This window comes from Ureibacillus thermosphaericus, from assembly GCF_002370195.2.
GTDB classification, from domain to species: domain Bacteria; phylum Bacillota; class Bacilli; order Bacillales_A; family Planococcaceae; genus Ureibacillus; species Ureibacillus thermosphaericus.
In genome coordinates this window covers 1,731,521-1,750,926 of sequence record NZ_AP018335.1, presented here as the reverse complement: position 1 = coordinate 1,750,926, position 19,406 = coordinate 1,731,521, and the positions used below count along the sequence as shown (strand labels likewise).

Annotated in this window: 18 protein-coding genes; all 18 read right to left on the bottom strand. The window is 36.3% G+C overall.

The annotated features are described in order from the left end of the window. Positions 1-42 precede the first annotated feature (42 nt). The 18 genes from nusA to UtA1_RS08320 all read right to left on the bottom strand — a co-directional run bounded on the left by nusA (position 43) and on the right by UtA1_RS08320 (position 19,405). Positions 43-1,248, bottom strand: a complete 1,206-nt coding sequence (nusA, locus tag UtA1_RS08405) for a transcription termination factor NusA (protein WP_096550683.1) — start codon at positions 1,246-1,248, stop codon at positions 43-45. Positions 1,249-1,267: 19 nt separating this feature from the next. Beyond that, positions 1,268-1,747: a ribosome maturation factor RimP gene (rimP, locus tag UtA1_RS08400; RefSeq protein WP_096550682.1), complete on the bottom strand. Its 480-nt coding sequence runs from the start codon at positions 1,745-1,747 to the stop codon at positions 1,268-1,270. Between the two features lie 290 nt (positions 1,748-2,037). Next, positions 2,038-6,354 (bottom strand): PolC-type DNA polymerase III, encoded by a 4,317-nt coding sequence (locus UtA1_RS08395; protein WP_096550681.1) that lies wholly within the window; start codon positions 6,352-6,354, stop codon positions 2,038-2,040. Positions 6,355-6,524: 170 nt separating this feature from the next. Next, entirely contained in the window at positions 6,525-8,225 is a 1,701-nt protein-coding gene (locus UtA1_RS08390) for a proline--tRNA ligase (protein ID WP_096552464.1), read from the bottom strand. Positions 8,226-8,482: 257 nt separating this feature from the next. Beyond that, entirely contained in the window at positions 8,483-9,748 is a 1,266-nt protein-coding gene (gene rseP / locus UtA1_RS08385) for an RIP metalloprotease RseP (protein ID WP_016836793.1), read from the bottom strand. Positions 9,749-9,778: 30 nt separating this feature from the next. Then, positions 9,779-10,924, bottom strand: a complete 1,146-nt coding sequence (locus UtA1_RS08380; protein WP_096550680.1) for a 1-deoxy-D-xylulose-5-phosphate reductoisomerase — start codon at positions 10,922-10,924, stop codon at positions 9,779-9,781. An 18-nt stretch (positions 10,925-10,942) separates the two neighbouring features. Beyond that, the gene (locus UtA1_RS08375; RefSeq protein ID WP_096550679.1) at positions 10,943-11,737 is read right to left on the bottom strand and encodes a phosphatidate cytidylyltransferase; all 795 of its coding nucleotides are present in this window, start codon (positions 11,735-11,737) and stop codon (positions 10,943-10,945) included. Beyond that, entirely contained in the window at positions 11,734-12,519 is a 786-nt protein-coding gene (locus UtA1_RS08370) for an isoprenyl transferase (RefSeq protein ID WP_096550678.1), read from the bottom strand. The genes UtA1_RS08375 and UtA1_RS08370 overlap by 4 nt, the downstream gene beginning before the upstream one ends. Positions 12,520-12,765: 246 nt before the next feature. Further along, positions 12,766-13,323, bottom strand: a complete 558-nt coding sequence (gene frr, locus UtA1_RS08365) for a ribosome recycling factor (RefSeq protein ID WP_096550677.1) — start codon at positions 13,321-13,323, stop codon at positions 12,766-12,768. Next, positions 13,323-14,048, bottom strand: coding sequence for a UMP kinase (gene pyrH, locus UtA1_RS08360; RefSeq protein WP_096550676.1), 726 nt, complete (start codon positions 14,046-14,048; stop codon positions 13,323-13,325). The genes frr and pyrH overlap by 1 nt, the downstream gene beginning before the upstream one ends. A 95-nt stretch (positions 14,049-14,143) precedes the next feature. Continuing rightward, complete coding sequence (tsf, locus tag UtA1_RS08355) at positions 14,144-15,028, bottom strand: translation elongation factor Ts (RefSeq protein WP_096550675.1); 885 nt, start codon at positions 15,026-15,028, stop codon at positions 14,144-14,146. Between the two features lie 127 nt (positions 15,029-15,155). Beyond that, positions 15,156-15,875, bottom strand: a complete 720-nt coding sequence (gene rpsB / locus UtA1_RS08350; protein WP_016836786.1) for a 30S ribosomal protein S2 — start codon at positions 15,873-15,875, stop codon at positions 15,156-15,158. A gap of 162 nt (positions 15,876-16,037) precedes the next feature. After that, positions 16,038-16,643, bottom strand: a complete 606-nt coding sequence (locus tag UtA1_RS08345) for a hypothetical protein (protein ID WP_096550674.1) — start codon at positions 16,641-16,643, stop codon at positions 16,038-16,040. Positions 16,644-16,651: 8 nt separating this feature from the next. After that, a complete protein-coding gene (locus UtA1_RS08340; RefSeq protein WP_096550673.1) occupies positions 16,652-16,966 on the bottom strand; it encodes an RNA polymerase subunit sigma in 315 nt (104 codons plus the stop codon). A 14-nt stretch (positions 16,967-16,980) separates the two neighbouring features. After that, the gene (locus UtA1_RS08335) at positions 16,981-17,745 is read right to left on the bottom strand and encodes a FliA/WhiG family RNA polymerase sigma factor (RefSeq protein WP_096550672.1); all 765 of its coding nucleotides are present in this window, start codon (positions 17,743-17,745) and stop codon (positions 16,981-16,983) included. 172 nt (positions 17,746-17,917) lie between these two features. Continuing rightward, positions 17,918-18,280, bottom strand: a complete 363-nt coding sequence (locus UtA1_RS08330) for a hypothetical protein (RefSeq protein WP_232019922.1) — start codon at positions 18,278-18,280, stop codon at positions 17,918-17,920. Further along, positions 18,277-18,780 (bottom strand): chemotaxis protein CheD, encoded by a 504-nt coding sequence (locus UtA1_RS08325; protein ID WP_016836781.1) that lies wholly within the window; start codon positions 18,778-18,780, stop codon positions 18,277-18,279. Before UtA1_RS08325 ends, UtA1_RS08330 begins: the two co-directional genes overlap by 4 nt. A 1-nt stretch (position 18,781) precedes the next feature. Further along, positions 18,782-19,405, bottom strand: coding sequence for a chemotaxis protein CheC (locus tag UtA1_RS08320; RefSeq protein WP_096550671.1), 624 nt, complete (start codon positions 19,403-19,405; stop codon positions 18,782-18,784). Position 19,406 lies beyond the last annotated feature (1 nt).

Below are 19,406 nucleotides of genomic sequence, written 5' to 3'. Positions count from 1 at the left end.
TTCCCTATAAGCTCATCATACGCATTCCTTGTTCGATGTCATTTATTTTTCATCATCTTGTTCTTCATAGATTGTGTCTTCATCGATTGTAACTTCTTGATGTTCATCATCGTTGATATCTTGATATAAGTCATATTCAAAATCGTCGAAGGAAGACTCTTCATCATTTTGAATGTCGATGATTGGACTGTTCTCATTAGGATAAATTCCTAATTCACGAGCATCAGATTCGCTTTTTATATCAATTTTCCAACCTGTTAATTTTGCTGCAAGTCTCGCATTTTGTCCCCGTTTACCAATTGCTAATGACAGTTGATAATCTGGAACGATGACTGTCGTTGATTTTTCTTCTTCATTCACAATGACATCTAACACTTTTGAAGGGCTAAGAGCATTTGCAACAAATACAACAGGATCTTCTGACCATTCAACAATGTCAATTTTTTCGCCATTTAACTCATTGACGATTGCTTGTACACGGGCTCCTTTCGTACCAACACAAGCACCTACTGCATCCACTTCTGGATCGTGAGTATAAACGGAGATTTTTGAACGATCTCCTGCTTCGCGAGCGATTGATTTAATTTCTACAATACCATCATAAATTTCTGGTACTTCCATTTCAAATAGTCTACGTAGTAAACCTGGATGTGTACGGGAAACGATAATTTGTGGTCCGCGAGTCGTTTTTTCGACTTTTGTAATGTACACTCGAATGCGTTGTTGAGGCTTATATTCTTCACCTTGAATTTGTTCATTTAATGGTAATGCAGCTTCTACTTTTCCAAGATTAATATAAATATTGCGAGCGTCTCTTCGTTCAATAATTCCATTCACGATATCATCAGTGCGATCAACAAATTCTTCATATATAATGCTTCTTTCTGCTTCACGTACGCGTTGAGTAACAACTTGTTTTGCAGTTTGTGCAGCAATTCGACCAAAGTTGCGAGGTGTCACTTCTTGTTCAACAATATCTCCTGGTTCATAAACGCTATTCATTTTTCTAGCTTCTTCTAGCGAAATTTCTAATCGTGGATCTTCCACTTCCTCCACAACTTCTTTTCTTGAGAAGACTTTTATTTCACCTGTTTCTTGATTAAAATCAACACGTACATTTTGTGCTTGATTAAAATTGCGCTTATATGCAGTCACTAATGCGGCTTCGATCGCTTCCACTAATATTTCCCTTGAAATGCCTTTCTGCTCTTCTAGAGCAATTAAAGCATCTAGTAATTCACTGCTCATTGTTTAAATTCACTCCTAATTAATTTGATGAAAAATCGATTGCTAGCCTAGCTTTTGCAATCTTTTCTTTTGCAATTTTTATTACAACATTCCGTGTTTTGATACGTATTTCAATTTCCAGGTTCTCTTCATCGTTGGATTTTAAGTATCCATAGAACTCTTTCATTCCTTCTATTGGTTCATACGTTTTGATGTAAACGTATTTTCCAACAGCTTTCTCAAAATCCGATTCTTTCTTCAATGGGCGTTCCGCACCAGGAGAAGAAACTTCTAGATAGTAGTTTTGTTCAATCGGATCCTTTTCATCCAACACGGCACTTAATCGCTCGCTAACAAGTGCACATTGGTCGATATCAATTCCACCTTGAGGAGTATCGATGTATACACGGAGGAACCAAGCGCGTCCCTCTTTTACAAACTCAATATCCACTAATTCAAGATTTAAATCCTGTAAAATCGGTGTCACCAGCTGTTCTACTATTGTAGTAATTTTGCTCATAATATCCTCCCAACGTCTTGTTTCGTTGACTAAAAACAGAAATTCCACCAATATTGGTGAAATTCGCATTCCGTGTACTTTTTCAATCGCCCCCTTGGTGGAGAGCAGAACTCAAGACACAATGTAAACAATAGAAAAGAGCGGGAAAACCCACTCTTTTGCTGCAAAAACTATCAACAAATTATTGATATTACAATAGCACAATTTCTTAATAAATGCAAATTTACAAAACGATTCCACCGTATTGACAAATTTGCAATGCACGGCTTAACTCGACATCTTTTCGAAAATTAGAATAGTGATAATTGGTCTTCATCTGGAAGGCCTTCTAATACACCTAATTGTTCCATGTATTCAATCAATGATTTTGATACACGACCGCGAGTTTGTAAATCTTCTTTTGATAAAAATTGTCGTTCTTCTCTTGCTGCTACAATTTGTTTCGCAACGCTTTCCCCTAATCCTGGAATTGCATTGAACGGGGGGATAAGGGAATTTCCTTCGATTACAAATTCTGTTGCCTTTGATTTGTATAAATCGACATTTTTAAAGCTCATTCCTCTTTCGCACATTTCAAGAGCAATTTCAAGAACCGTTAACAAGTCCTTTTCTTTTTTCGTTGCATCTAATCCTTTTGCATTGATTTCTTCCACTCTTGTACGAATGGCTCTTGCCCCTTTAATCATCGCTGGTAAATCAAAATCTTCAGCACGAACTGAAAAATAGGCACAATAATATGCTAGAGGAAAATGTACTTTAAAGTATGCCACCCGCACAGCCATTAATACATAAGCGGCAGCGTGAGCTTTCGGGAACATGTATTTGATCTTTTTACATGATTCAATATACCAGTCTGGCACACCGTTTTCTCTCATCGCTTTCTCCATATCTTCTGTCAAACCTTTTCCTTTACGAACGGATTCCATCGTTTTGAAAGCAAGAGAAGGTTCTAGCCCTTTGTATATTAAATATACCATGATATCGTCACGACACCCGATCACTTCTGAGAAAGAACATACGTTATTTGCTATCAATTCGCTGGCATTTCCTAACCAAACATCAGTACCGTGGGAAAGCCCAGAGATTTTTAATAACTCTGAGAACGTTTTTGGCTTTGTATCTTCCAACATTTGACGAACAAATTTTGTTCCGAATTCTGGTATGCCAAGAGTTCCTGTCTTACAAAAAATTTGCTCCGGAGTTACCCCTAAAGATTCTGTTCCAGTAAAGATCGCCATCACTTCTGGATCATCGGGTGGAATTGTTTTAGGATCGATGCCTGTTAAATCTTGCAACATGCGAATCATTGTCGGATCATCGTGCCCAAGTATATCAAGTTTTAAAATGTTATCGTGAATCGAATGGAAATCAAAGTGCGTTGTACGCCATTCAGCATCTTGGGCATCTGCAGGATATTGCACAGGTGTAAAATCGTAAATATCCATATAATCAGGAACAACGAGAATCCCTCCTGGATGTTGTCCAGTCGTTCGTTTAACGCCCGTACAACCTTGTACTAAACGATCGATTTCCGCTGCTCGGAAATTTATATTATTATCATTTGCATAACCTTTTACAAATCCGTACGCTGTTTTTTCAGCAACGGTGCCGATTGTTCCTGCACGATATACTTTATCTTCCCCGAACAATACTTTCGTATAGTTATGGGCGCGAGGCTGGTATTCCCCTGAGAAGTTCAAGTCGATATCAGGAACTTTATCTCCATTAAATCCAAGGAACGTTTCAAACGGGATATCTTGTCCGTCTTTATTTAAAGGTGTTCCGCATTTTGGACAATCTTTATTTGGTAAATCAAATCCTGAACCGACGGAGCCATCTGTAAAGAATTCAGAATAGTAACAGTTCGGACATACATAATGAGGTGGCAACGGATTCACTTCCGTTATTTCCATCATTGTTGCAACTAGGGAAGATCCAACAGAACCACGCGAACCTACTAAATAACCATCTTCTAAAGACTTCTTCACGAGTTTTGCAGAAATTAAATAAACAACCCCGAAACCATGGCCTAAAATAGAGTTCAACTCTTTTTCAAGACGTTTCTCTACGATTTCCGGAAGATTTTCACCGTAGATTTTATGAGCCATTTCATACGTCATTCGTGTAATTTCTTCATCTGAACCTTCAATTATAGGTGTATAAAGTTTATCTTTAATCGGCTTCACATCGCCAATCATGTCTGCAATTTTTTGAGAGTTTGTGACAACGATTTCCTTTGCAGTTTCTGGACCTAGAAATGCAAATTCTTCAAGCATTTCATTTGTTGTGCGGAAATGCACTTTTGGAAGAGGATAACGATTTAAAGGATTCGCTCCACCTTGAGAAGATACTAAAATTTTACGGTAGATGGCATCATGTTCGTCTAAATAGTGAACGTTACCAGTTGCAACAACCGGTTTATCCATTTTCTTGCCAAGTTTCACTAATTTACGAATGATATCCTCTAAATGCCACTCATCATGAATCGTGCCACTGTCAAGCAGTTGAGAATAAACTGATTTTGGATGCACTTCAATATAATCATAAAATTCCGCTACTTCTTCTGCTTCTTCAGGGGATTTATTCATCATTGTTTCAAATAATTCGCCGTTGCTACAGCCAGAACCAATGATTAATCCTTCCCGATGTTTCATTAAATCTGAGCGTCGAATGCGCGGCACTCGATAAAATGTTTGCGTATGAGAAATGGACACTAATTTGAATAAATTTTTCAAACCGTTATTATTAACTACTAAAATTGTGCAATGATACGGTCTAGATTGTTTATATGCTTCTTCTCCACCCATGAATTTATTAAAATCATCATGGTATTTTATGCCTTTTTCTCTTGCCTCTTTTAATAGATGCAATAATAAATAACCCGTCGCTTCAGTATCATAAATAGCTCGGTGATGTTGCGTCAATTCAATACCGTATTTTTTACAAAGCGTGTTTAAACGGTGATTTTTAAGAGTTGGATTAATTAGTCTTGATAACTCTAACGTATCAATTACCGGATGTTTAACTCCTTCAATTCCCGCTTTTTCATATGCTGCATAAAGGAACCCCATATCAAAGGAAGCGTTGTGAGCAACAACAATTGCATCACCAATAAATTCGTGAAACTCTCGTATCACATCGTCAACTTCTGGAGCATCTTTCAACATATCATCGGTAATATGAGTCAATTCAATGATTTTTTCCGATAACGGTCTATGTGGATTAGCAAATCGTTCGAATTTATCAATGACTTTGCCTTCCTTTATTTTAACTGCTGCTAATTCAATAATCGTATCGTAAGCAGTAGATAACCCGGTTGTTTCCACATCAAACACGACGAACGTCGCATCATCTAAGAGAATATGCTGTTCTTCGTAAGCAATCGGTACACCATCATCCACCAAATTTGCTTCCAAACCGTAAATAATTTTAATACCGTGCTTTTTCCCCGCAGCGTAAGCTTCCGGATATGCTTGGACGACAGCGTGATCTGTAATCGCTACTGCTGGATGCCCCCACTTTGCAGCTTGTCCTACAATTCGGTCAACTGGCGTGACAGCGTCCATTTGACTCATCGGCGTATGTAGATGCAATTCAACTCGTTTTTCGCCATCAGGTGCTGTATCTTTTCTTGTCTCTTTATGAATTTCATTGATATCATTCGCCATTACCACTAAATCACGAACGAACGTATCGTTTTGAACGGATCCTCTAACTTTTACCCACATCCCTTTTTTAATACGGGACATAGTTTCAGCATCATCATTGTTGCGAGAAAACATTTTCACAAGAATGGAATCTGTATAGTCCGTCAATTTTATTTCCAACAATGAACGTCCGCTTTTTAATTCTTTCACTTCCACATTGAAAATGTAACCTTCAATCACGATGCGGCGCTCTTCCTCAACAATCGATTTGATATCAACAATTTCTGTGTCATTAATAATAGATCCGAGTTGCACAGGACCACTTTCAACTTGCGGCGTTTCCTTCTTCTCTTTTTCCCGTTTTTGGAAGTCTTCAATGGCTTGTCTTGCCAGTTCAGCTTCTTCTAGCATTCGCTGTTCCAATAATCTTTCTTGCTCGGCCTTTTCCTCTTCTGATGCTTCAACTAATTTGAAATCGACAGGAAACAGTGGAAATCCAAAGCAAGCATAAGATTCTGAAATGATTGCGCCATATTTTGATTTTAATGTCAATTGTTCCATTTCTGATATACATGTAAGAACTAATTTGTTTCCTGCCCATGTTGGCATCTGACAAGTGAGTCGTTTTTTTACTGGTGGAGATGCATCAATGCGTTCTACAACAGACAACCAGTAGTCTGTAATTAGTTCTTCCGTTATTTGTGGATTGATTGCTTCAATTGTTAACGTTGTTTGGGCAATATGATGAAATTCTTCTTTTAATCGAGAAGAAAATAATTGATAGATTTGATAGGGCAAGATATTTTGAAGCTTTACTGAGAAATTCCAAATCCGTTTTTTCTTATGAACTGTTAAGCGAGTGAGTTCACCTTGTTCAAAAAAAGACATGTAAATATCATCTGTTAAGTTAATTTGTGAAAGGAGCGTATTAAAGCGCTCTCTTGCATCTAAGTTTGCCAATCAACTCACCACCTTCTATATTAAGAAGCCCTCAAAAGGAAAGTAAAAAATGAAAAGAATTCGCATATCTCTGTAGATAAGGCGAATAAACGCCTCATCTATAGAACGAGCGAATTCTATTTTCTATCCAACTATTAAGTATACACTATTTTTCAACGGATTGTTTGAAATTATTGAGTTCGATAAAATTCATTTAATCGGTCAATAAGCTCTTCCTTCGCGCATTCAAAAGTCTCTCCTGTTTTTCGAATTTTAACTTCCACGATTCCCTCCATCGCCTTATTACCGATTGTAACGCGAATTGGTAAACCGATTAAATCGCTGTCAGCAAATTTGATGCCTGCCCGATCATCCCGATCGTCATATAACACATCATAGCGATAAGTTGTTAAGATATTGTAAAGCTGATCTGCAAGATTTCGTTGAGCTTCATCTGCTACGTTAACTGCCATCAGATGTAAATCGTATGGAGCTAAATGTTTTGGCCAAGTAAATCCTTTTTCATCATGGTATTGTTCTGCTAATATGCCAAATAGTCTAGTCAAATCTAGTTCGTAACTCGCTACATGCATCGGTATTTTTTTACCTTCTTGATTTGTAACATATGCTTTCATTTTCTCTGCGATAAGCGTGTTCAGTTTAGTTACTCGTCCAATTCCAATTCCCTTTTCTAAACGAATAATGCCTTTTCCGTCTGGTGAAGGGTCACCTTCTTCAATATACCGAATATCTCCATATAAATTGATAGCAAAATCTCGATTTGGATTCACATTAATGTAATGATAGCCGTTTTCGTTAGCCCCGCTCACACCGTTTACAATGGACTTAATTCCATAGTCAGCAACCACTTTTATATCAAGAGGAAGTTTAATTGGACCAATCGATCCAATAGAACATCCGAGCGTTTTTTCAATTTCCTCTCCACTTGCAAACTGTACTTTTGATGCATTTAATAATTTCATGATTTTTATCATATTCAACTGGTGGTCTCCGCGAACTAATGCGACGATGATTTCGCCATCAACATTTAAAACTAGGGATTTAATGCATTTCGTCGATTCAACTTGTAAAAAATCACATAATTCGTGAATCGTTTGAACATTTGGTGTTGCAACTTTTTCTATCGGTTTCAATTCCTCATTGGGTTGTTCATATTCAATGGCCACTTCTGCAATTTGTGCATTTGCTACATAATGTGATTGATTTGAAAAAGCGATCATTTCTTGTCCATTATTGTTTAGAATAACAAATTCAAACGATTGATCACCAAATGCTCCTGAATCCGCTTTCACAATATGCACGTTTAATCCAAGACGAGAAAAAATTCGTTCATAAGTACTAATCATCTGTTCAAAGCTTCCATTTAAACTTTCTTCATTATCGTGAAATGAATAAGCATCTTTCATCAGAAACTCCCGCGCTTGAAATAAATCATGGCGGTACTCCTTTTCGTCACAGAACCTCCTTTGAATTTGAAATAGCGTTAAAGGTAATTTTTTATACGTTTTGATTTCATCCCGAACAATAGAAGTAATCAATTCAATGCTTGGTCCCATGACTAATTCACGTTGGTTACGATCTTTTAGATAAATCCATTCTTCGTTGAAAAACTGCAATCTACCTGACTGCTTCCATAAATCAATCGATTGAATCGACGGCAATTCCAATTCAATGGCTTGACGTTCCTCAAGTTCCTCCCGTACGATTTGCTCAATTTTATGTAATACCCGTTTCGCTAAAGGCAAATACGTATATGTTCCATTTGCATGTTGACGAATATATCCAGCACGCAGCAACATTTGACAAGATTTTGTATTGGCAGTTTGAGGCACTTCCCGCATTGTTGGTATAAACGTTAAACTTTGTCTCATCAGTGCTCCACCTTTATGATTTTCTATCTTTCTTAATAGAATAGCATATCCTTGAAGAGAATGAGTATATACATTTTTTTTATAAATAATGACTAAAATCAAAGACTTTCTGTCATTTTTGTAATAAATGATAAGAAACGCACTTATTCCAATGTCTGCATACAACATCCTGTCACAATTGCATCATTTTCCTCAAAATAAAAATCGCCTCCGATATAATAATCGGATGGCGATTTATTAAGGTCGTACTATATTATTTATTGGAAAAACAACCGCTGAATATCGTTCCATGTTACAGCAATCATTAAAATCATTAATAACACGATTCCTACAAAATGAACCATGCCTTCCTTTTGACGATCGACAGGTTTTCCTCTAAGTGCTTCAATACCAAAGAACATTAATCGGCCGCCGTCTAAAGCTGGAAGTGGAAGTAAATTCATGATTCCTAAATTAATGCTTAATGCTGCTGTCCAGTACATCAGCGTAAAGAAACCATGTTTTGCTACTTCTCCAGTTACTTGATAAATACCAACTGGACCAGCCAAGTCATCAAGAGTGAAATGTCCAGCGATTAAATGAACTAACGCCTGAAGAATTAAAATAGTGTATTCCCAAGTTTGTTGGAAGCCATACACAACAGCTTTAAATGGATTTTTTACAAATGGACTTTTGTACATAACGCCAATTTGTCCAACTTCTTCGCCATTTTCCAGCTTGACTGTATCTGGAACAATATTTAACTCGACAAGTTCTTCATTTCGCTCTACAATGACGGATAACTCTTTGCCGGCACTATTTTGAACATAACTTGTTAAATCAGCCCACTCATTAATAGGCTTTCCGTTTATAGATTTCACATAGTCTCCGGCTTGCATACCAGCTACAGCTGCAGGACTGTTGTCTACTACTTCCGTAACAATCGGTTCATTTGTTGGTACTCCTTGGAAAATACCAAGAAGTAAAAAGATTGCAAAGGCTAAAAGAAAGTTAAATAAAGGACCAGCAAAAATTGTTAAAGTTCGGTTCCATAACGATTTCGCTTCGAATGTTCGGTCATAAGGAGCAATTAACGTTTCTTCGCCATTTTCAACAATTATTGCATTGCGAGAAACATCAAAACGAACTAAACGCTCTTCTTCATCGTATCCTTCGATCCATAATTTTTTAGTTAAATCCGCTCGTTCCACTTCCATAAATAATACGTTCGGATTTTGAACATTTTGATTTAAATAAATCTTTTCGACCTTTTCTTCATTATTCAATATGAGCCCAACACGATAGCCAGGTTGAAGTTCAATCCGATCAAAATCATCTCCGGCCATTCGTACATATCCGCCTAAAGGTAATAGACGAATGGTATATATTGTTTCCCCCTTCGTCATACCAAAAATTTTTGGTCCCATACCAATAGCAAATTCGCGCACTAAAATACCTGCTCTTTTTGCAAAAATAAAGTGTCCTAATTCATGAAAGAATACGATTAATCCGAATACGAGGATAAATGCTAAAATAGTTTGCATAAAATACCACCTTTAGAGCCAAGCTCGTGTTTATTGTACCATATGAAGCACTTTTTTTCTTGTTTCACTGTCAACATGCAAAATCGTTTCCAAATCTGGATTCAGTACATTGTGATGGTCATTCATGATGCGTTCGATAATCTCTTCAATCTGTAAAAATGCAATTTTTTCTTCTAAAAACAACTGTACTGCTGCTTCATTAGCTGCATTCATGGCCGTTAAAATGGTTCCGCCAATTCTTCCTGCTTCATAAGCCAGTTTTAATGCTCTGAATCGCTCAAAATCAACTTCTTTAAAATGTAGTTGTCCAATTTCAGCTAAATTTAATGACTTTCCACCAACAAGTGGCAATCGGTCTGGGTAACTTAATGCATATTGAATTGGTACACGCATATCTGGAGTTCCTAATTGAGCGATGACACTTGTATCATGGTATTCCACCATCGAGTGGATAATGCTTTCTTTATGAAGCAAGACATCAATTTGGTCAAAAGGCATGTCAAATAGTACATGGGCTTCAATCACTTCTAATCCTTTGTTCATCAACGTTGCAGAATCAATTGTAATTTTTGCACCCATTGACCAGTTCGGATGATTCAAGGCATCCTTGACTGTAACATTTTTTAATTCATCTCGAGTTTTATCACGAAATGCACCGCCAGAAGCTGTCAAAATTAACCGCTTAATTTGTTTTGGATTTTCCCCATTCATCGCCTGGAATATCGCTGAATGCTCACTGTCAACTGGTAATATCGGTGCATGATGTTTTTTTGCTTCTTTCATTACTAGATGACCAGCGGTAACAAGGGTCTCTTTATTAGCGATTGCAATCGTTTTTCCCATGCGAATGGCAGCTAATGTAGATGGCAAACCAACACTTCCTAAAACTGCATTCAATAAAACGCTCGTCTCAGGATGTGTTGCAACTTCTACTAAACCTTGTTCGCCGTATGTAAAATGTATATGAGGAAACTCTTTTTTTAATGCAAGTGCATCTTTTTCCTCTTGCACAGAAACTAACTCAGGTTGTAATGTTTTAATAATTTCTCTAGTTTTTTCTATATTTTTTCCTGCAGAAAAAGCAACAAGTTGGAACTCTTCTGGATGGGATTTTAATATATCATAAGTTTGCCATCCAATTGAGCCTGTTGCCCCTAACAAACTAATTTTTTTCAATTTGGGTCCTTCCCTTCATTAACTAACAAAATGCAACAAGTTGAATAATGGTAATACAAACAATAAACTATCGAATCGATCTAGTATTCCACCATGTCCAGGAAGAAGTTTTCCTGAATCTTTTACATCATAATGTCTTTTAATAGCAGATTCTACTAAATCACCTAATTGTCCAAAAATAGAGCTTACAATCGTTACAAGTATTAGTATAAACCAAGGTTTTTCAAAGGGGTAAATAAATTGCATAACACAGGCAGATACAACCGCTATCAAAATCCCTCCGAAAAATCCTTCAACCGTCTTATTAGGTGAAATTTCTGGCCATAGCTTGTTTTTCCCAAATTTTCTACCAGTAAAATATGCCCCTGAATCAGTAGACCAAACTACAAGTAAAGCAAAAATAATAAACTGTAACCCTGCATCTCTCGTTTCAATTAAATAATAAAATCCGATTCCTATATACAAAGCTGACAGTAGGACAAATCCAATTTCATCGAATGTAAAATGATTTTTTACAATGACAGAATGAATTAATAATAACAGTGCAGCAATGACAAGAAATTCTAATTTCGAATAAGATGTGATATCTTGGATTTTTGCCGCAAAATGATCAGGCATTAATAGCATATATACGGTAAGTAATCCAATTAAGCCTGGAACTGAGAAAATAGCCATCTTTTTCATGCGTAGTAGTTCGAACATTCCAACTGTAGCCATTGCGTAAACTAATAGAGTAAACGGGAGATTACCATATAATACAAACGGGATGAAAAAAGCTGCTGCTACTACACCCGTTATAATACGTTGCTTCAATACATTTCTTCTCCTTTCAATCCACCATAGCGACGATTTCTTTTTTGATAGGCTTGAATTGCTTCTAAGAAAGTTTCCTCATTAAAATCTGGCCATAGCGTATCCGTAAACCAAAACTCAGTATAGGCTAATTGCCAAAGCATAAAATTACTTAATCGTACTTCTCCGCTTGTACGAATTAATAAATCTGGTTCCGGTAGATGTGATGTCATTAGATATTGGTTCATTGTTTCTTCAGTAATCGAATCAAAATTTAATGTTCCTTCTTGTACATCTATCATCATCTTTTTTATAGCATTCACAATTTCGGCACGGCTGCCATAATTCATCGCAAAATTCAAAATAAGCCCTGTATTATTTTTTGTTTTTTCTAACGCTTTATTTAAAGCTTTTTTTGTATGTTCTGGTAAACCTTCCTTTTCACCAATCATTTGCACGCGAATATTTCGTTCCATGATTTCAGGTAAAAAATCATTAAGAAATTTTTCTGGTAAGCTCATTAAAAATTCTACTTCCGATTTGGGACGCTTCCAGTTTTCTGTTGAAAAGGCATATAGTGTTAACACTTTCACACCTAAATCATCTGCCACACGTGCTATTTTTCTAACAGTTTTCATCCCCTCATGATGTCCAGCGATTCGTGGCATTGCCCGCTTTTTTGCCCAACGTCCATTACCGTCCATGATGATTGCAATATGGGAAGGGATTACTTCAAGATTGATGCTTTCTTCGGCTATTTTTTTCTCATATTTAGTTTTATTAAAAAAATTTTTTAATACCATTTATTCCCCCACCTAACAACGTTTTGGACGTATTCTTATTAATAATATCAAAAACAAATATACGTGTCTTTTATTTCCTTGATAATTATTCGTATTTTTTGTAATGTTTTACTATCATATGTATTTTTTGTTCAATCATATCAATAATAATTGATGGATAAAACATAGATGAGATAAATGAAAATGACGTCCTAGATGAAAGGACGTCACATTCCTACAGAAAGTTCTGTTATAACTGAGTAAGCATTAAATTGCAAGGATTTCTTCTTCTTTTTCTTTTGCCAAATTTTCTACTTTTGCAATAAAATCATCAGTTAATTTTTGAATATCATTTACTTGACCACGTAGTTCGTCTTCCGTAATCTCACCATTTTTCTCCATTTTCTTCAAATCATCATTCGCATCACGACGAACGTTACGAATTGCAACTTTTGTGTCTTCCGCTTCTTTTTTCACGATTTTCACTAATTCTTTGCGACGTTCTTCTGTTAAAGGTGGAATTGTTAAACGGATTACATTTCCATCGTTTGTAGGCGTAATACCAATATCAGATTTTAAAATCGCTTTTTCAATTTCACTTAAAATTGATTTATCATAAGGTGTAATGACAAGGAGTCGTGCTTCTGGAACCGAAATACCAGCAAGTTGGTTAACCGGTGTTGGTACCCCATAATAATCAACAGTGATTCGATCGAGTAATGAAGCGTTTGCTCGACCAGCACGAATTGAAGCAAGTTCGCGGGTAAAGGCAGCAATGGATTTGTTCATTTTTTCCTTCGCTTGTTCATATACATTATTTGACATTATGCATTCCTCCTAACAACTGTCCCAATTTTATCACCTAAAACGGCACGTTTAATATTACCTTTTTCCATAATAGAGAATACTATTAATGGGATGTCGTTGTCCATACATAAAGTGGAAGCAGTGGAATCCATCACTTGTAAACCTTGTTGAATGACATCTAAATAAGTGAGTGTATCATATTTCACTGCATCTTCGTGAGTTTTTGGATCCGCAGAATAAACACCATCGACATTATTTTTCGCCATTAAAATGGCTTCTGCTTCTATTTCTGCAGCTCTTAATGCAGCTGTTGTATCTGTAGAGAAAAATGGATTTCCAGTACCAGCAGCGAAGATTACTACACGTCCTTTTTCAAGATGACGCACTGCTTTTCTACGTATGTAAGGTTCCGCCACTTGGGTCATTACGATTGAAGATTGCACTCGAGTTTCCACGTTGAATTTTTCTAATGCATCTTGAAGTGCAAGAGAGTTCATCACAGTCGCAAGCATTCCCATATAGTCGGCAGAAGCACGATCCATTCCCATTTCACTTCCTATTTTACCACGCCAGATGTTTCCTCCGCCAACTACAACTGCAACTTCAACACCAAGATCTACAACTTCTTTAATATCTTCAGCAACTGACTTAATGATTTTTGGCGAGATGCCGAATCCTGCTTCTCCTGCCAATGCCTCACCACTAATTTTGATTACAACTCGTTTATACTGCGGCACACTCATAGTAAACCTCCGTTATGTGAATAATGTATTTTCATTTCTGAAAAATAGGGAACACTTAGAGTGCTCCCCATAAAGTTTGTGTATTTATCCTACAATTATTTACCTTTCACTTGGCTCATAACTTCTTCTGCAAAGTTGTCTGCACGTTTTTCAATACCTTCTCCAACTTCATAACGCACGAATGAAGTTACGTTACCGCCAGTAGATTTCACGAAATCGCGTACTTTTTTATCAGAATCTTTAACAAATGCTTGATCAAGTAAGCAAACTTGTTCGAAGAATTTTCCAAGACGACCTTCAACCATTTTTGCCACAATATTTTCTGGTTTACCTTCGTTTAATGCTTGTTCAGTTAACACTTTGCGTTCACGTTCAACTTCTTCCGCAGGTACTTCTTCGCGAGTAATGTATTTTGGATTGATCGCAGCGATATGCATAGCGATATCTTTTGCAGCATCGCTGTCTGTTGAACCTTCAAGTACAACTAAAACTCCGATACGTCCACCCATGTGTAAGTAAGAACCGAATGTATCAGCATCTGTTTTAGTTTTCACTTCGAAACGACGAAGAGTGATTTTTTCACCAATTGTTGCAACAGCAGAAGAAATTTGTTCTGCGATGCTAACACCTTCTTCATTTTTTACTTCTAAAGCAGCTTCTAAAGATTCAGGTTTAGCTTTTAATAATTGTGCCGCTAAGTTTTTTACTAATTCTTGGAATTGGCTGTTTTTCGCAACGAAGTCAGTTTCAGCGTTTACTTCTAAAATTACAGCATCGTTACCTTCAGTTAAAATGTAAGTTGTACCTTCCGCAGCAATACGATCAGCTTTTTTACTTGCAGATGATAAACCTTTTTCACGTAGGTAATCGATTGCAGCATCGATATCACCGTTTGTTTCTACAAGGGCTTTTTTACAATCCATCATACCTGCGCCCGTTTTTTCACGAAGTTCTTTTACTAATTGAGCAGTAATTGCCATTGAAAGTTCCTCCTTGGATAATTTATGTTTACTATAAGTTTTAGCCTTTTTATATAATAAGAAACCGTAGTTTCTTAAAAAAAGGTGATAAGTGAAACATCCACTTATCACCCTTTGTAGTAGTGAATTACTCAGCAACTACTTCTTCAGCTGGAGCTTCTGATTCACCTTGTTTAGACTCGATAAGAGCATCTGCCATTTTAGCAGTTAATAATTTTACAGCACGAATCGCATCATCGTTTGCAGGAATTACGTAGTCAATTTCATCTGGATCGCAGTTTGTATCTACAATTCCTACAATCGGAATATTTAATTTACGAGCTTCAGCTACAGCGATACGTTCTTTACGTGGGTCTACTACGAACATTACGTCAGGTAATTCAGTCATTTCACGAATACCGCCAAGGAATTTCACTAAACGTTCATGTTCTTTTTTCAATTTCGTCACTTCTTTTTTAGGAAGAACGTCAAAAATTCCTTCTTCTTCCATTTTCTCAATTTCTTTCATACGAGCAACACGTTTTTTAATTGTGTCGAAGTTTGTTAATGTTCCACCTAACCAACGTTGGTTAATGTAGAAGTTGCCTGAACGTTCAGCTTCCTCTTTAATAGCGTCTTGTGCTTGTTTTTTTGTACCAACAAAAAGAACTTTTCCGCCATTAGCGCCAACTTCACGCATGAACTCGTAAGCTTCTTCTAATTTTTTTACAGTTTTTTGTAAGTCGATAATGTAAATGCCGTTACGTTCAACAAAAATGTATTTTTTCATTTTTGGATTCCAACGGCGAGTTTGGTGTCCGAAATGTACACCAGCTTCAAGTAATTGTTTCATTGAAATTACTGACATGAATTTTCCTCCTAATTATATTGGTTTTGTTCCTCCGCATTTCTCATCTGAATAAGCAACTTAAAAGATTACTTTTAAGCACCACTTATTCATCGAAAATGCGTGTGTAATAATCACACCACTTGGTAATATAACACAATCCCTTTTACTGTGCAAGAAATTTTATGAATTGAACTTTAATAAAAGTTCAATTTCCGTTTTTCCTTTTTGCGTGATTTTTGCGATTTCCTCAATCGATTTACCTTCTTGATGAAGAGCAACGATTTTTTCTTTGAGTGTTGGTGATGTCATTTGTAAATTAGTTTCAGTGAGTTTTTGCTGTTTTTCTTCATTTACCGCCTCTTCATTCAACTTCTCTCTATTTGACGTATGGGATTTTTGTTGTTGAATATAGGCATTTTTTGCAACAGCTTTCGGAATCACTTGCAACTTTTCTATTTTTTGATTCCCATTGTTTTCTTCATTTTTTAATTGAACACTGTCTTTATTAATATGATCAGAAATTCGTTTATTTATTTGTTCATTTGCCATGTTATAGCTTTCATTTGGTTGAGGTTTTGATAGCTTTGTTAATTCATCAATAAAACGTTCATTTTCTTCCTTCATTTCCAACAAATAGACGCTAATTGCATTTTCCATTTCTTCCATTAATTTATCTTGCCGCAATTCCAAATCTTTAAATTTAGCGATTTTCGCATTTAGAATGAAAATGAGGAAAAAGCTAATCAATTGAGAAATAATCAATAGAATGATGATTATGGTAGTCATAAAATCTCCTATCCGCTAAAATCTATATACTTTCCTTTATATGGATGTTGTACTCTCTGCTGTTCTTGTTGTTGTTTCTTTTGTCCATTGTAATTGTTGGATGATTGTTTTCCTTTTCGTTTTTTTTCTTTTTCTTCTTCAGAAACTTCTGAGATTTTTTCGGTGTCATTCACGCTAAGCTGCTTTCTTTCAATCTCTCTTTTTAACGACTCGTTAGCATTATATTGTTGCTGAACGACGTGCTGTTGATGCTCCCCAACCATTTTCCCAGCGTCAACAGTTTTCGGAATAGCAATTTGTAATTCAACACCTTTTAAACTCATTAGCTCCTCCTAATTTAAGCATTAGCCTCGCTTGATAGCAGTTTTCTCAATTTCAATAACGCTTTTGAGTGAATCTGCGAAATACGAGATGTGGATAAATCTAACATTTCTCCAATTTCCGTCAAAGTCATTTCTTCAGAATAAAATAGACTTAATACAAGTTGTTCCTTCTCACTTAACTTTTTAATATTTTCAGCAAGTTCGTCCACTAGTTCTTTATGAAGCGCCTCTTGTTCAGGTGTTCGTGTATTTTCATCTCGAATGACACAAGCTTTCCCATCAGTATCTTCAGAATCTTGCTGCGTTTCGTTTAGAGATAATATATTTGAAAAGAAATGTTCTTGTACTGTTTGATATACTTCTTCTACAGGCATATTCATATGTTCTGCCAGTTCTTCAGGTGTTGCATGGCGCATTAATTTTTGTTCTAATTGTTCAATTGTAGCTTCCATTTTTTTCGCTTTTTCCCTTGCAGTACGAGGTAGCCAATCCTCTTTTCTTAGGCCATCAATAATGGCTCCCCGTACACGAAAAGATGCGTATGTATCAAACTTTAAATCTCTATTAATATCAAATTTATTTAAAGCGTCAAATAGTCCCATCATACCTAAGCTAGTCAAATCATCCCGAGACACATTTTTTGGCAATCCAGTACCTATACGTTGAACATGATAGGACACAAGCGGTATGTATTTTTTTATTAGTAAATTCCCTGCATGCGGATCTCGATCTTTTATCCAGCTATTCCATAATTTTTGTTCATCTAGCTTACTTACCATCGAATCCACCTTTCTTTAACAAACGCTTTTCTTTCCATTATTATACCAAATATAGGTTTAAAAAACACAGCATTCTATAGGACTAAATCATTTACTAACCATTAGAAAATTCCTCTTAATAGATATGAAAAAAGAGCCTAAATTCGGCTCTCTACAATTTATAAAATAGTTCTTAGGTATCTCTTTCTTCTAGCAACCTACGCACGACATCTGCAATTTCTTCTGGATTTTCATCTTGAAAATCATTAGAAGCTCTTCTAAATCTATTATCCATTTCCTCATCCATTATATTTTCACTGTTCTTAGATGCAACTTCTTCAATAAAATCTGCAAAAAGCGCGTCATCGGGTGTATACAAAATATAGCCTATTAAATACCGTACAGCGAACATTACAACAAAGGCAGCGAGTGCAACAATGAATGAAACAAGTAAAATCTGCGAAGGAAATATAGAAATTTGAAACATAATCGCAAAGGTAATGGTAAATGCTATTAAACTACCCCAACAATTATAAAATATTGAGCCATACATCATATTTCGCTCACCCCTTTATTGACTGTTCGAATCATTAATTTACTAGTATCAGGATCAAATTCAATCGTCCTACCGCTATTACCACCTGTATCTTCCGCAATGAGAGGAATCCCCAATTCTTTTAATACTTTTTTCACAGCTTCAACATTGCGAGGACCTATTCTCATCATATTCTTATCTGAAGCAAATTGGAACATTTGGGCTCCACCAGCTATTTTGGCCTTTAACCGATACTTTTGAGCCCCTTCTACTAATAACATCTCTAGTAGACCTTGAATACCAGTATCGGCAAATTTTGCACAATTGATTGTTTCTGAACGGCTTAATGAAGAATCCGGTAACATAATATGAACAAGCCCTGCAACCTTCTTCGTTTCATCATATAAAACGACTCCCACACATGATCCTAGTCCCGAAGTTCGAATCGTATCCGGAGATTTGACTACATCCATTTGGGCAATTCCAACTTTAACTACCTTTCCTTCCTTCGATGCAAACATACTATTCGACCCCTAACGCCTTAAATATTACATTAAAAGACTCAGGGTCAGGTAATAATAAAAAGTGCCCTTTCATTTCTGTATTTTCAAGCCCTTCTTCCGAAATGGATGTATTGATGACAATCACATAGTCGCTTACTTGAGAAATTTCAATGAGGCCAATACTAATGATTGCCCCAAACATATCAATGCTTAAACCAGGTACTGTAGGATACATTTTTAATTGCAAAAAATCAGACAAGGCGGATAGATAAGATCCAGATAATATGTTTCCCATTTCTTGCATTGCGGACATTCCGATGAAAGAGCCATTGGATTGAAAATCGAACTGGTCATCTTGAATGAGATGTTGAATGAACCGATTGGCCTGTTCAATCGGCAATATGAAAAACATGCTTCCTTCTAAATCGCCTTCGATTCGCAAGAAAATACCTACAACTACTTTTTCCGGTCCGCCAGCTAAATCCATCATTTCATTAAATGTAATCATTTCTACTTTTGGGACGCGCATTTCGATTTTTTTCTTTAGCAAATCCGATAAAGCAGTCGCTGCATGAGCTGCACCTATATTTCCAATCTCCTTCAGAATGTCTAAATGCATAGAATTAATTTTAGGATGCCCCATA